Raw genomic sequence first — 14,623 nt, 5'->3', positions numbered from 1 at the left:
TTTGGGTATCAGATTGCCTTTTTAGAATTACAGAATACATGATGAATTAATTTAGCAATAACTGTACTTTCGCAATTCCTAAACCTATGAATTAATGAAACCTGCATGAGCTTTTCAAAGCTTATGAATTTTCATTATTGTTAAAAAACAACAAATATTTATGAAAAAAAGTCTGCTAACCCTGGTTTTCTTCTATCCGCTGTTAGTCTTCAGTCAAAGTAACAATGCCCCATCTTCTTATGACATCCATGACATTAAGATTACCGGTTATCTTCAGACACAATTTCAGATGGCACAATCGCCAGGGATTTCGTCTTTTTCCGGGGGTGACTTTGCAGAAAACTCGGATAACCGTTTTATGATCCGGAGGGGCCGTCTTAAAATCGACCGCGTAGATAAATATTCCAGCATAGTTTTTCAGATTGATGCTACCCAGAATGGTGTGCAATTAATGGATGCATTTATCCAGCTCCATCAACCCGATAACAGAAGGTTTCAGTTAACAGCAGGTCTTTTTAACAGACCCTTCGGTTATTCAATTGTATATTCTTCAGGTTATAGAGATTTCCCCGAACGTGCAAGAGTATTTCAAACTATCATGCCACGCGAACGCGATATTGGAGCTATGTTATCCTACCAGCCTATTAAAGAACTCAGCTTTCTTAATATGGATCTGGCAGTTGTTAATGGAAGCGGGCTTTTCGCCAGAGATTATGACTCCAAAAAAGATGTTATTGGTAATCTATCTTTTAAATTTGATAGTCTTGCCAATAAAAAACTTCATATCGGTTTCGGAGGTTCAATTTATAAGGGTTCGGTCCGCAGTAATACGGATACCTATTATTCAGATAACGGAAACGGGTTCACAAAAAACACTGATCCCTCAATAAAAGGCTCTAATTTAAAGAGAAATTATTATGGTGGAAATATTCAGATCCAATATGACAATACTTTTGGGACAACTAGTCTTAAAGCCGAATATGTTGCAGGAACACAGCCAGGGGTAGCCTCTTCAAGCACAGTAAGTGGAACGCTCGCCAGCCAGAGTTTTTCTATTCAGCCCGCTACAGACCTTTATCTGCGTAATTTTTCTGGCTATTATATCTGGTTTACACAGCAAATCCTTCAAAGCAAATTCAGCGCTTTACTTGCATACGATGTCTATGATCCTAATCGTAAAATAAGTGAAAGTCAGATTGGGATGCTGAACAATAATACCACTGCCGGCGATATTAAATTCAGGACACTCGGCTATGGTATGACTTATCTGTTTAGTTCAAGACTAAAGCTTACCGTTTATAATGAACGGGTAATCAACTCCCCTACCCAATTAACAGATTATAATAAAGATATCAGAGATGATGTCTTTACCACACGTTTACAATATCGCTGGTAATCTGCCAGATATAGGGAAATAGCTCATTATAATAAAAAATAACCACTTATGCTGTCATGCTTAAAGTCATCTTTATATATTTGTTTATCATAAAAATATAAAGATGGCTAAAAAGAAAGACGAGAAGCAGAAACATGTATCTGTCGTAACTAAGAAATCACTTCAGTTTTTTGAAGAATATATCAATAATCCATCCCCAACAGGATTTGAATACCCTGGTCAAAAACTTTGGTTAGACTATCTAAAGCCTTATATCGATGAAAGCTTTATCGATAACTACGGAACAGCAGTAGGCGTTATTAATCCAAAAGCAGAATATAGAGTAGTCATAGAAGCACATGCTGATGAAATTTCATGGTTTGTAAACTATATCACCAGTGACGGTTTAATTTATGTAATCAGAAATGGTGGTTCGGATCATCAGATCGCTCCTTCAAAACGTGTAAATATTCATACTGATAAAGGTTTAGTGAAAGCTGTTTTCGGATGGCCTGCAATTCATACACGTGGTGCAGGAGAAAAAGAAGAAGCACCTGCTTTAAAGAATATTTTTCTGGATTGCGGTTGTACCACTAAAGAAGAAGTTGAAGCATTAGGTGTCCATGTAGGTTGCGTCATTACCTACGAGGATGAATTTATGGTTCTGAACGATCGCTACTATGTAGGACGTGCTTTAGATAACCGTGCAGGTGGATTTATGATTGCAGAGGTAGCACGTTTACTTAAAGAAAACAAACAGAAATTACCTTTCGCTTTGTATATTGTGAACTCTGTACAGGAAGAGATTGGTCTGAGAGGTGCAGAAATGATTGCACACAGGATTAAACCACATGTTGCTATAGTTACTGATGTAACCCACGATACTTCCACACCGATGATCAATAAGATTACACAAGGAGATTTAGCCTGCGGTAAAGGTCCGGTAGTTTCCTATGCACCAGCAGTACAAACTAACCTGAATAAACTATTAATCGAGACTGCTGAGAAAAATGAAATTCCTTTCCAGCGCCAGGCTTCCTCACGTTCTACAGGAACTGATACTGATGCCTTTGCTTATTCAAATGGTGGTGTACCATCAGCACTAATTTCACTACCTTTGCGTTATATGCATACAACAGTCGAAATGATCCATAAAGAAGATGTAGATAATGTGATTAGTCTGATCTATCACTCTTTGTTGAACATAAAAAAAGACCACGATTTTAAATACAATAAATAAGATCTTATCTTCACCAAATATTAAGCGTGTTTGATCTTTCAGACACGCTTTTTTATGACAGACTATTGTCTAAAAATGTCCTGAACTAAAAAAATAAAAATCAATGAAACCTACCTTATTAATACTCGCAGCCGGTATGGCAAGTCGCTATGGCAGCATGAAACAAATTGATGGTTTTGGCCCTAATGACGAGACCATAATCGACTATTCTATCTATGATGCTATCAAAGCCGGCTTTGGGAAAGTAGTGTTTATTATCAAAGAAGAATATGTAGAAAACTTCAAAGCTATTTTTGATGCGAAACTTGCAGGAAAAATTGAAACGGACTATGTATTTCAGAATTTCGATCTTAAACAATATGGAATTGATATTGAAATAGAAAGAAGTAAACCGTGGGGAACAGCCCATGCTGTACTTGCAGCAAGACATGCAATAAAAGAACCATTCTGTGTAATTAACGCAGATGATTTCTATGGTCTGGATGCTTATGAGAAAATGGTTAAATTTTTAACTACCGAAGTTAGCGGCAGCAACTATTCTATGATTGGTTACGAAATTGGCAAAACTTTATCAGACTACGGTTCTGTATCACGTGGTGTTTGTAAAGTTAGCGCAGATGGTTACCTGGAAGAAGTAATAGAGCGTACTAAAGTATTCCGTGATGGAGAGGCTATTATCTATGAAGAAGATGAAAAACAATATCCTTTATCATTAGATACACGCGTATCGATGAACTTCTGGGGCTTCACACCAGAAATGTTTAAGATTTCGGAAGAACTTTTCAGAGACTTCGCCCACGCAAATAAAGACAACCCGAAAGCAGAGTTCTTTATTCCATTGGTAGCAGATAGTTTACTGAGCTCAGAAACGGCAGACTTTAAAGTTGTTCCTACAGATAGTAAATGGTTTGGAGTAACTTATAAAGAAGATAAACCTATCGTACAGGCATGTATTGATCAATTGATCAAAGACGGCGTTTACCCTGAGAATTTGTGGAATTAACATAAAAACCATACCTTATTATAATAATCTGTTAAAAGGCTTTAAATTAATTTTTAAGGCCTTTTATCATTAAAATATTATCCCATAAGGTCTGGTCAAGATTTAGCTTAGAAAAGACAGCGCATAAAAAAAGAGGATAACTTTTCAGTTACCCTCTTTTTTATATGGTTACAATTCGATTATTTTTTATCGTCTTTTACTTCTTCGAAGTCAACATCAGTAACGTTATCAGCAGCATCAGCTGTTTGACCGTTAGACTGAGCACCACCTTCAGCAGGTGCACCGCCATCCTGACCAGCTTTGTACATCTCTTCAGATGCTTCATTCCATGCTGCTTGTAATTCTTCCTGAGCTGCATCAATATCAGCAAAACTTCTTGCTGCGTGTGCTGCTTGTAATTTAGCTAATCCAGCTTCAATCGGAGCTTTTTTATCAGCAGAGATTTTATCACCAAATTCTTTTAATTGTTTCTCAGTTGAGAAGATTAAAGCATCAGCGCTGTTAATTTTATCAGCTTCTTCTTTAGCAATTTTATCAGCATCAGCATTTTGCTCAGCTTCTTCTCTCATTCTTTTGATTTCTTCTTCTGTTAAACCAGATGAAGCTTCAATACGAATTTTTTGCTCTTTACCAGTAGCTTTATCTTTTGCACTTACGTGTAAGATACCATTCGCATCAATGTCAAAAGCAACTTCAACCTGAGGAACACCACGTGGAGATGGAGGTATACCGTCTAAGATAAAACGGCCAATCGTACGGTTCTGAGCAGCCATTGGACGCTCACCTTGTAAGATGTGGATTTCTACCGAAGGCTGGTTATCTGCAGCTGTAGAGAAAGTTTCTGCTTTTTTAGAAGGAATAGTTGTATTAGCTTCAATTAGTTTAGTCATTACACCACCCATAGTCTCAATACCTAAAGAAAGAGGAGTTACGTCTAATAATAATACATCTTTAACTTCACCAGTTAAAACACCACCTTGAATTGCAGCACCGATAGCTACAACCTCATCAGGATTTACACCTTTAGATGGCTCTTTACCGAAGAATGCTTTTACTGCATCCTGAATAGCAGGAATACGTGTAGAACCACCTACTAAAATGATCTCATCGATATCAGAAGTTTTTAAACCAGCATTTTTCAATGCAGATTTACAAGGTTCGATAGTACGTTTGATCAGGTCAGCAGCCAATTGCTCAAATTTAGCACGGCTTAAAGTTCTAACTAAGTGTTTTGGTCCGCTTGCATCAGCAGTAATATATGGTAAGTTAACTTCTGTAGAAGTAGTGCTTGAAAGCTCAATTTTAGCTTTTTCAGCAGCTTCTTTCAAACGTTGCAATGCCATTGGATCCTGGTTAAGGTCCATACCATTTTCAGCTTTGAATTCAGCAGCTAACCAGTCAATGATAATGTGGTCAAAGTCATCACCACCTAAGTGCGTATCACCGTCAGTAGATTTTACTTCAAATACACCATCACCTAATTCTAATACAGAAACGTCATGAGTACCACCACCACAGTCAAACACAACAATTTTCATGTCTTTATGTGCTTTATCCAAACCGTAAGCTAAAGCAGCTGCAGTTGGCTCGTTGATGATACGTTTAACTGTTAAACCAGCGATTTCACCAGCTTCTTTCGTAGCCTGACGTTGAGCATCATTGAAATAAGCAGGAACAGTAATAACTGCTTCAGTTACTTCATGACCTAAAAAGTCTTCCGCAGTTTTTTTCATTTTTTGCAAGATCATTGCAGAAATTTCCTGTGGAGTATATTTACGGTCATCAATTTCAACACGTGGAGTATTGTTGTCACCCTTAACAACTTTGTAAGGTACGCGACCAGTTTCTTTAGCAACCTCAGCAAAGCTGCTGCCCATGAAACGCTTAATTGAATAAATTGTTTTTGTTGGGTTAGTGATTGCCTGGCGTTTTGCAGAATCACCTACTTTACGCTCACCATTTTCTGCAAAAGCAACAATGGATGGCGTTGTACGTTTCCCCTCACTGTTGGCTATAACTACAGGTTCGTTACCTTCCATTACGGCTACGCAAGAGTTTGTTGTTCCTAAGTCTATACCAATAATTTTTGACATGCTATTTTATCTTTGTTTATGTTATGAATTCTTATTTCCTAATTCTATTTAACAAGCAATGTGCCAATTGGCATTTGTCAGTTAAACAGGCACTGGTTTTTAGATTTTAGTTGAAATGTAAATAAAAACCTTTTACAATTCTGACAGGTTGTCATAATTGACATTTTCTATGGCTGTAAATACCTCAAAACTTGACTAAAGTTTCAAGATGATGATACTCAATGCCAAAATATTCTTTTGTCCGTTTAATCTTCTCCAGAATCTCTTCTTTAGCTACTGGTTGTTCTTTGGTTTTCACCCCTACAACCAGTACATTTTTTGGAGTATGTGCATCTGAAATAAATTCAAATACCTTAGTCTTATACCCAAAATATTCTAATATTAACGCCCTGATTCCATCAGTCACCATCTCTGCCTGGCGCTCTAAAAAGATACCATACTTCGTTAAAAAGTCCAGCTCATTTACAGCCTTCCCTTTTTCTATCTGTCTTCTGATTTGCTTGTGGCAACAGGGTGCAACAACAATAAGTTCGGCATTGCCTTTAATCCCCTTATAAATCGCATCATCCGTGGCCGTATCGCAGGCATGTAAAGCTATCAACAGGTTAATCTCTTCCGAAGCATAATCTTCTATAGTCCCCTGAACAAAATCAAGTCCTTCAAAATCTGACCTCGAAGCTATTTTATTACATAAGTCCACCAGGTCCTGACGATATTCAACCCCGGTAACACTTGCTTCAATCTTTAATACATTAACCAGATAGTCATATAAAGCGAAAGTAAGATATCCCTTACCAGACCCCATGTCCACCACCTTTTTGAACTTCCCGGCAGGCAGAGTCCTGATCAGTGGATCTAATAAGGCCACGTACTGATTAATCTGCTTATACTTATCCTGTGCATTTTTATAAACAGCTCCGGTTGCATCAGTAATATTTAATTCCTGTAAGTAATTTTTGCCAGCAGGCTGAATCAGCCTTTTCTTCTCTTTATCATGAGAAAGCAGAACCGGAACCTGCGTTTTGATGAATCTTTCTCTAACCGTGATCACTCCTTTTTTATCATGTTCAACAATCACTTCTTTCTCTGTGCTAAAAAAAGTACAGATTTTAAAATCATTGCTGATGAAATGACCAATCCTGGTCAGACCGTCCTCAATCGAAAAATTCTTGACAATATCCCTTGTCTTATTCCGGTAAGTAAAAGAAAGCATTTCTACTTTTTTAATCTTTATCCGGCGGACATATACATTCTTTAGTTCCTTATCATTTCCCTGGTAATTGCCAAGGGAAATCTTTACAAATACATTAGCCGGAATACTCTCCGCTAATTGCTTCTGGAAATCCTGAAGGATAGATTGATTGGACATAAATTATAAATTTACAACCTGTTTAAACAACAGGCTCTTACGATGTTCTTATATATAAGAAAAGCCCTGTCCAATTAAGAACAGGGCCTTCTGTATTTTGATGAGGAAGAATATTATTCTCCTTTATCTTCTTTTGTTTCTTCAGCTGCAGGAGCTTCAACAACAGCCTCAGTTTCAACTGCAGCTTCTGCTTTAGCAGGAGCGTCAGTAGCATCAGCTTTCTTAGTAGTAGATTTACTTCTACCACGACGAGTTGTTTTCTTTTCTTCAGCAGCAGCTTCTTTACCGTAAACTTCGTTGTAATCAACAAGTTCAATTAATGCCATCTCAGCGTTATCACCTAAACGATTGTTTAATTTGATAATTCTGGTATAACCACCTGGACGGTTAGCAACCTTAGCAGCTACGTCACGGAACAATTCAGTAACTGAATCTTTGTCCTGTAAATAACTAAAAACAGTACGACGAGAGTGAGTAGTATCGTTTTTAGATTTAGTGATCAAAGGCTCAACATACATACGCAAAGCTTTTGCTTTTGCTAAAGTAGTAGAGATTCTTTTGTGTTTGATCAATGATGAGGCCATGTTAGCCAACATCGCTTTACGATGGGACTTAGTTCTGCCTAAGTGATTGTGTTTTTTACCGTGTCTCATTTTTTTTCTATTTAGTCTGTACCGTCTCTTCTTAATTAAAGAGGGAATTACAGCCTATTAACAATTTGTTATTTGTCTGTTGAAATTATTCTTCGTCCAGTTTGTATTTACCTAAATTCATACCGAATGATAAGCTTTTAGATTTTACTAATTCCTGAATTTCAGTTAATGATTTCTTACCGAAGTTTCTGAACTTTAACATGTCAGCTACATCGTAAGAAACTAGATCAGCAAGTGTACGGATATCAGCTGCTTTTAGGCAGTTTAACGCACGAACTGATAAATCAAGGTCAACTAATTCAGTTTTAAGAATTTTACGCATATGTAAAATTTCTTCATCAACTTCTTTAGTTTCTTCTTTAGCTTGAGATTCTAATACCAGGTTCTCATCAGAGAACAGCATGAAATGCTGAATTAAAATTTTAGCAGCTTCTTTTAATGCTTCTTCAGGATGAATAGATCCGTCAGTAGATATATCTAAAATTAATTTTTCATAATCTGTTTTTTGTTCAACACGATAATTTTCAATCGTGTATTTTACATTTTTCATTGGAGTAAAAATCGAATCGATTGCAATTACACCAACTACAGCATCATTAATTTTGTTTTCTTCAGCTGGAACATAACCACGTCCTTTATTGATAGTTAATTCTACCTCTAAAGTAACTGATTTCTCCATATTACAAATTACGAATTCCGGATTAAGGACTTCGAAGTTGTTAGAGAATTTAGTTATATCTCCTGCAAGAAATTGATCCTGGCCATTAACTACAATAAAGACTTTTTCAGATTCACCTGAATCACCAGCTTTTTTAAAACGAACTTGTTTCAAATTAAGGATAATTTCAGTTAAATCCTCTACAACACCTTTCATTGTAGAAAATTCATGTGATACGCCAGAAAAACGAATACTTGTAATGGCATAGCCCTCTAAAGAAGAAAGTAAAATTCTTCTCAAGGCATTACCAATTGTTACACCGAAACCGGGTTCTAAAGGACGAAATTCAAATATACCATCGAAATCCGTTGATTTCTGCATGATGACCTTATCGGGTTTCTGAAATGCTAAAATTGCCATTTATAATGTTTTTAGATCGTTATTAAAATTATGTAACGTAAAATAGTTAAAGCCTGTATAAAAGGCTTTAACTAAATTTATTACTTAGAGTACAACTCTATAATAAGGTTTTCTTTGATATTTTCTGGAATCTCGTCACGATTTGGATAAGTTAAGAACTTACCGCTTAATTCTGATGCATTCCAATCTAACCAATTAAACTTATTGATTACTCTTCCTGCTACTGAATTAGTGATGCTTTCAAGAGTTTTAGATTTCTCACGTACTGCAACAACATCACCAGCTTTCAATTGATAAGAAGGGATATTTACTACTTCACCGTTCACTGTTACGTGTTTATGGCTAACTAACTGACGTGCAGCAGAACGAGTAGTTGCAATACCTAATCTATAAACTGTATTATCTAAACGAGCTTCTAATAATTGTAATAAGTTATCACCTGTAATGCCCTGACGGGAAGATGCTTTAGTAAACAAGTTACGGAACTGACGTTCTAATACACCATAAGTGTATTTAACTTTTTGTTTCTCCATTAACTGTACTGAATATTCAGATTGTTTACCTCTTCTTTTAGACGCACCATGTTGTCCAGGAGGATAGTTTTTTCTATCTAATACTTTATCAGGACCGAAAATTGGTTCTCTGAATTTACGCGCGATTTTGGACTTAGGTCCTGTATATCTTGCCATTGCTTTTTGTTTTAAAGTATCATACAACCTTAAGCTGCAGACTCTTAGCTTTAAAAATTAATAAATTAAACTCTTCTCTTCTTAGGAGGACGACATCCATTGTGTGGAAGCGGTGTAATATCTTTGATTGAGGTAACTTCGATACCAGAGATTTGCAATGTTCTAATTGCAGACTCACGACCTGAACCTGGACCTTTAACAAAAACTTCTACTTTACGCAGACCTAAATCAAAAGCTACTTTACCACAATCAGATGCAGCTTGTCCGGCAGCGTATGGAGTGTTCTTTTTAGAACCCTTGAAGCCCATTTTACCAGCTGAAGACCATGAAATAGTTTGACCGTTGTTATTTGTTAGGGTAACAATGATATTATTAAAAGTCGCATTGATATGTGCTTGACCAACTGGTTCAATAACAACAATACGCTTTTTGGTTACTTTTTTACTCTTAGCCATAATTATTATTCGTTACTAATTTTATTTAGTAGCTTTTTTCTTGTTAGCAACTGTTTTTCTCTTGCCTTTACGAGTACGAGAATTGTTCTTAGTACGTTGTCCACGTACTGGTAAACCTTTTCTGTGACGTAATCCGCGGTAACAACCAATATCCATTAAACGTTTAATGTTTAACTGAACTTCAGAACGTAAAGCACCTTCTACTTTAATTCCGTCGTTAATGATTGTACGAATCGCTGATAACTCATCATCAGACCAGTCTTGTACTTTTTTGCTAAAATCGATACCTGCCTCAGTTAATATACGCTGAGCAGTTGATCTGCCTACACCGAAGATGTAAGTTAGTCCAATTTCGCCTCTTTTGTTTCTTGGTAAATCTATACCTGATATCCTTGCCATATTTGTACTAAATGTTTGATTAATTGACGACAGATTGAGTAACCTGTACATTCAATCTAATCATACCTCAATAATTTTCTCTTAACCTTGACGCTGCTTGTACTTAGGATTTTTCTTGTTGATTACGTAAAGTTTACCTTTACGACGAATAATCTTGCAATCAGCGCTGCGTTTTTTAATTGATGACCTAACTTTCATTTTATTTATATCTATAAGTAATCCTGCCCTTTGATAAATCGTAAGGCGACATCTCTAATTTTACTTTATCCCCTGGTAATATCTTGATGTAGTGCATCCTCATTTTACCTGAGATATGGGCAATAATCTCATGACCATTTTCCAGCTCAACGCGAAACATGGCATTTGATAATGCTTCTCTTATTACACCGTCTTGTTCAATCGAGGCTTGTTTAGCCATATAATATTGATTTTTACTTGATTAGCTGCTATTAAACAGGGTTGCAAAATTAAATAAAAATATTTAATTATTTACCTTTTTTCTTTTAAAACTTCTTCAATAAATGAAAAGGTTGATAAAACGTCTGCTTTACCCTTTTTAACAGCGATTGTGTGTTCAAAATGTGCCGACGGTGAATCATCACGACTAGTAACAGTCCATCCATCAGACCAAAACTTTACATTAGCTGTACCGGCATTAATCATTGGTTCTATGGCAATTACCATTCCTTCCTCTAATTTCATCCCTGTGCCCCGTTTCCCGTAATTTGGTACTTCAGGCTTCTCATGCAATTTAACACCAACACCATGACCAACAAGCTCTCTCACTACACCAAAACCGTTCTCCTCCGCTAAGGACTGAACTGCGAATCCGACATCACCGATACGGGATCCGACAACAGCCTTATCAATGGCACGCTTTAAACATTCCTGAGTGATATCAACAAGTTTCTGACGTTCAGGGCTAATTTCTCCGATAGAGAAAGTATAAGCCGAGTCACCAAAGAAATTGTTTTTAATAACACCACAATCAACAGAAATTAAATCACCTTCCTGTATCACATAGTCACTTGGGAATCCATGAACAACCTGCTCATTAGGAGAAATACAAAGTGAATATGGAAATCCGTTATAGTTTAGAAATGCAGGGATTGCTCCGTTATCTTGTATATAAGTCTCCGCGAGTTTGTTTAACTGCATCGTTGTAACCCCCGGTGCTATGATTTTCGCAACTTCTGCGAGCGTCTTAGACACTAATAATGAGCTTTCCCTGATTAGCTCTACCTCTTCGGGAGACTTATAATAAACCTTAGACATTCAATATTAAATTACAGCACTGCTGCTGCTTGTATTTGCAGCGGCTACACCGGTACGACCTGTTACTCTTCCTGTTTTCATTAATCCATCATAATGACGCATTAATAAATAACTTTCAATCTGTTGCAAAGTATCCAATACAACACCTACTAAAATCAGCAGGGAAGTACCACCATAGAAATGCGCAAATTCAGATTTGATACCAAATTTTACAGCAATCGATGGAAGGATAGCGATAATAGCTAAGAATACTGAACCTGGAAAGGTGATCTTAGAAATTACATCATCAATGAATGATGAAGTTGACAAACCTGGTTTAATACCGGGAATGAAACCGCCATTTTTCTTCATATCATCAGACATCTGTACCGGATTAACAGTAATCGCAGTATAGAAGAATGTGAAAGCAATGATTAAAAATGCAAATGTTAAGCTATAAGCCAGTGAAGTAGGATCACTAAACTGGATTAACCAGGTATTCTGCAGCTTAGGAAAAAACTGAGTTACTGTAGTTGGAATAAACATCAGTGCCTGAGCAAAGATGATAGGCATTACACCTGCAGCATTCACTTTTAAAGGGATATATTGTCTTACTCCACCGAATTGTCTGTTACCAACAATACGTTTCGCATACTGAACAGGAACCTTGCGGACACCCTGAACAATAAGGATAGTAAACATTACCACAGCAAACAGTGCTACGATTTCAAGAACAAGAGCGATTAAACCACCACCCTCTCCCAGAAGTCTTGAACTGATTTCCTGTTGTAAAGCTACTGGAAGACGTGCTATAATACCAACCATAATGATTAGTGAAATACCATTTCCTATACCTTTATCTGTTATTTTTTCCCCTAACCACATTACAAACAAAGTACCCGCAGATAAAACAAATGTTGCAAGAACGAAGAATAAAGTGTGGTCAATAAGAATTGCTTCCTGAGGAACCTGAGTCTTTACATAACCAACAGCCTGAACAGCTGTAATAGCTACAGTTAAGTAACGGGTAATCTGATTTAGTTTATTTCTGCCACTCTCTCCTTCTTTTTGCATTTTCTGGAAAGAAGGAACAGCGATACCTAATAACTGAACTACAATTGATGCAGAAATATATGGCATTACCCCAAGCGCAAGAATAGATACGCGGGAGAATGATCCCCCAGCAAACATATCCAGCAGACCCAGGATTCCAGATTTCTGATTATCGCCTAAAGCTGTTGCATCCACACCTGGCAAAACCACGTGAGAAACGAACCTGTAGACCAAAAGAATTACGAGCGTAAATACTATACGCTCTTTTAATTCTTGAATTTTCCAAATATTACTTAAAGTAGTAAAGAGCTTCTTCATTAATTATAATTAATTACAATTTTTCTATTGAGCCTCCAACAGCTTCAATAGCTTTCTGTGCAGTTGCAGAAAAAGCATGTGCTTTAACTTCGATTTTAGATTTTACTTCACCACGTCCTAAGATCTTAACAAGATCGTTTTTGTGTGCTAAACCATGATCTTGCAAAGTAGCAAAATCAATAGATGTTAAGCTGAATCTTTCCGCTAAACCTTGTAACACGTCTAAGTTAACGCCTACATATTCAACACGGTTAATTGGTTTGAAACCAACCTTAGGTACACGACGTTGTAATGGCATCTGACCACCTTCAAAACCGATTTTAGTTTTGTGACCAGAACGTGATCCAGCACCTTTATGACCACGAGTGGAAGTACCACCACGACCAGAACCAGTACCACGACCTATTCTCTTACTGTTTTTAGTAGAACCTGATGCAGGTTTTAAATTACTTAAGTTCATTTTGAAACTTATTGTGCTGCCCTTCGCTTTCACTAATCAGGGCAACGGTTAAACATATACAAAGGTTGCAAATTAGCAAAATTAAACTAATTTACAACCTCTGCGAATTATATACTTTCGATAGCTACTAAGTGATTCACTTTTCTTACCATCCCAATGATAGCAGCGTTAGCTTCAACTTCAACAGACTGGTTCATTTTTTTTAAACCTAATGCCTGCATAGTTCTTTTTTGACGCTCGCTTCTGTCAATGATACTTTTTACCTGGGTTATTTTGATCTTAGCCATGTTCTTATCCGTTAAAAACTTTGTTTAAATCAACACCACGTTGCTGAGCGATGGTATAAGCATCACGCATTTTTGTTAAAGCATCTACTGTTGCTTTTACCACGTTGTGAGGATTTGATGAACCTTTTGATTTTGCTAATACGTTGTGTACACCAGCACTTTCTAATACAGCACGCATTGCACCACCCGCGATAACTCCAGTACCTACTGCAGCTGGTTTGATTAATACAAAACCACCTGAGAATTTACCGATTTGTTCGTGAGGAACAGTACCGTTTAATAAAGGAACTTTTACCAAGTTCTTTTTAGCATCATCGATACCTTTAGCAATAGCTTCAGTTACCTCTTTTGCTTTACCTAAACCATAACCTACGATTCCGTTTTCATCTCCAACAACTACGATAGCTGAGAAACTGAAAGTACGTCCACCTTTGGTTACTTTGGCAACACGTTGTATACTAACTAAACGGTCTTTTAATTCGACCTCGCTAGTCTTAACTCTTTTTATATTGATAGTTGACATTCTTATCCTATTTTCAGATTAAAATACTAAACCAGCTTCACGGGCACCTTCTGCCAACGATTTTACGCGACCATGGTATAAATAGCCATTTCTATCGAAAACAACTTCTTTAATGCCAGCTGCGATTGCTTTTTCAGCTACTAATTTACCTACAGCTACAGATTGCTCTGATTTGTTTCCATTACCAGAAAAATCTTTTGATAATGATGATGCTGATACGATTGTGCTTCCAGTTACGTCGTTAATGATTTGAGCATAAATTCCTTTATTGCTTCTATAAACTGATAAACGTGGACGGCTTTCAGAACCGGTAAGTCTTTTTCTGATTCCTTTTTTTATACGATCTCTACGAGATAATTTTTTCCCTGCCATGA

General features: G+C 36.8%; 18 protein-coding genes. 3 read left to right on the top strand and 15 right to left on the bottom strand.

Translation table 11 applies throughout. The features are described 5' to 3' along the window. The first annotated feature begins 160 nt into the window (after positions 1-160). From HDE68_RS09535 to HDE68_RS09525, 3 genes are all read left to right on the top strand, one after another. A complete protein-coding gene (locus tag HDE68_RS09535) occupies positions 161-1,396 on the top strand; it encodes a porin (protein WP_183881240.1) in 1,236 nt (411 codons plus the stop codon). Positions 1,397-1,499: 103 nt separating this feature from the next. Further along, positions 1,500-2,615: a M42 family metallopeptidase gene (locus HDE68_RS09530; protein ID WP_183881238.1), complete on the top strand. Its 1,116-nt coding sequence runs from the start codon at positions 1,500-1,502 to the stop codon at positions 2,613-2,615. Positions 2,616-2,718: 103 nt separating this feature from the next. Then, a complete protein-coding gene (locus tag HDE68_RS09525) occupies positions 2,719-3,618 on the top strand; it encodes an NDP-sugar synthase (RefSeq protein WP_183881236.1) in 900 nt (299 codons plus the stop codon). Positions 3,619-3,797: 179 nt separating this feature from the next. Here the strand turns inward: HDE68_RS09525 and dnaK are convergent, their stop codons facing one another. The 15 genes from dnaK to rplR all read right to left on the bottom strand — a co-directional run bounded on the left by dnaK (position 3,798) and on the right by rplR (position 14,621). Further along, positions 3,798-5,711, bottom strand: coding sequence for a molecular chaperone DnaK (dnaK, locus tag HDE68_RS09520; protein ID WP_183881235.1), 1,914 nt, complete (start codon positions 5,709-5,711; stop codon positions 3,798-3,800). Between the two features lie 184 nt (positions 5,712-5,895). Next, complete coding sequence (locus HDE68_RS09515) at positions 5,896-7,080, bottom strand: class I SAM-dependent methyltransferase (protein ID WP_183881233.1); 1,185 nt, start codon at positions 7,078-7,080, stop codon at positions 5,896-5,898. Positions 7,081-7,193: 113 nt separating this feature from the next. Next, entirely contained in the window at positions 7,194-7,733 is a 540-nt protein-coding gene (gene rplQ / locus HDE68_RS09510; protein ID WP_183881231.1) for a 50S ribosomal protein L17, read from the bottom strand. An 85-nt stretch (positions 7,734-7,818) separates the two neighbouring features. Then, complete coding sequence (locus HDE68_RS09505; RefSeq protein WP_068403471.1) at positions 7,819-8,811, bottom strand: DNA-directed RNA polymerase subunit alpha; 993 nt, start codon at positions 8,809-8,811, stop codon at positions 7,819-7,821. 80 nt (positions 8,812-8,891) lie between these two features. After that, positions 8,892-9,500 (bottom strand): 30S ribosomal protein S4, encoded by a 609-nt coding sequence (gene rpsD, locus HDE68_RS09500; RefSeq protein WP_041878578.1) that lies wholly within the window; start codon positions 9,498-9,500, stop codon positions 8,892-8,894. 65 nt (positions 9,501-9,565) lie between these two features. Continuing rightward, a complete protein-coding gene (rpsK, locus tag HDE68_RS09495) occupies positions 9,566-9,955 on the bottom strand; it encodes a 30S ribosomal protein S11 (RefSeq protein WP_041878538.1) in 390 nt (129 codons plus the stop codon). 21 nt (positions 9,956-9,976) lie between these two features. Next, entirely contained in the window at positions 9,977-10,354 is a 378-nt protein-coding gene (gene rpsM, locus HDE68_RS09490; RefSeq protein WP_037442576.1) for a 30S ribosomal protein S13, read from the bottom strand. An 81-nt stretch (positions 10,355-10,435) separates the two neighbouring features. After that, complete coding sequence (gene rpmJ / locus HDE68_RS09485) at positions 10,436-10,552, bottom strand: 50S ribosomal protein L36 (RefSeq protein ID WP_010599887.1); 117 nt, start codon at positions 10,550-10,552, stop codon at positions 10,436-10,438. Position 10,553: 1 nt separating this feature from the next. Beyond that, on the bottom strand, positions 10,554-10,772 hold the full coding sequence (gene infA, locus HDE68_RS09480; RefSeq protein ID WP_008244555.1) for a translation initiation factor IF-1: 219 nt from the start codon (positions 10,770-10,772) through the stop codon (positions 10,554-10,556). Between the two features lie 71 nt (positions 10,773-10,843). Then, positions 10,844-11,629, bottom strand: a complete 786-nt coding sequence (gene map / locus HDE68_RS09475) for a type I methionyl aminopeptidase (RefSeq protein ID WP_183881229.1) — start codon at positions 11,627-11,629, stop codon at positions 10,844-10,846. Positions 11,630-11,635: 6 nt separating this feature from the next. Beyond that, positions 11,636-12,979 (bottom strand): preprotein translocase subunit SecY, encoded by a 1,344-nt coding sequence (secY, locus tag HDE68_RS09470; RefSeq protein WP_183881227.1) that lies wholly within the window; start codon positions 12,977-12,979, stop codon positions 11,636-11,638. Between the two features lie 13 nt (positions 12,980-12,992). After that, complete coding sequence (rplO, locus tag HDE68_RS09465; protein WP_183881225.1) at positions 12,993-13,439, bottom strand: 50S ribosomal protein L15; 447 nt, start codon at positions 13,437-13,439, stop codon at positions 12,993-12,995. Between the two features lie 107 nt (positions 13,440-13,546). Next, positions 13,547-13,726 carry a 50S ribosomal protein L30 gene (gene rpmD / locus HDE68_RS09460; RefSeq protein WP_183881223.1) on the bottom strand — a complete coding sequence of 60 codons (180 nt, stop codon included), beginning with the start codon at positions 13,724-13,726 and terminating at the stop codon, positions 13,547-13,549. Positions 13,727-13,730: 4 nt separating this feature from the next. Beyond that, the gene (rpsE, locus tag HDE68_RS09455) at positions 13,731-14,249 is read right to left on the bottom strand and encodes a 30S ribosomal protein S5 (RefSeq protein ID WP_068403483.1); all 519 of its coding nucleotides are present in this window, start codon (positions 14,247-14,249) and stop codon (positions 13,731-13,733) included. Between the two features lie 18 nt (positions 14,250-14,267). Continuing rightward, entirely contained in the window at positions 14,268-14,621 is a 354-nt protein-coding gene (gene rplR / locus HDE68_RS09450; protein ID WP_037442582.1) for a 50S ribosomal protein L18, read from the bottom strand. Between the last annotated feature and the right edge of the window lie 2 nt (positions 14,622-14,623).

The sequence above is a fragment of the Pedobacter cryoconitis genome, from assembly GCF_014200605.1.
GTDB lineage: Bacteria > Bacteroidota > Bacteroidia > Sphingobacteriales > Sphingobacteriaceae > Pedobacter > Pedobacter cryoconitis_B.
This window is presented reverse-complemented; position numbering and strand designations above follow the sequence as displayed.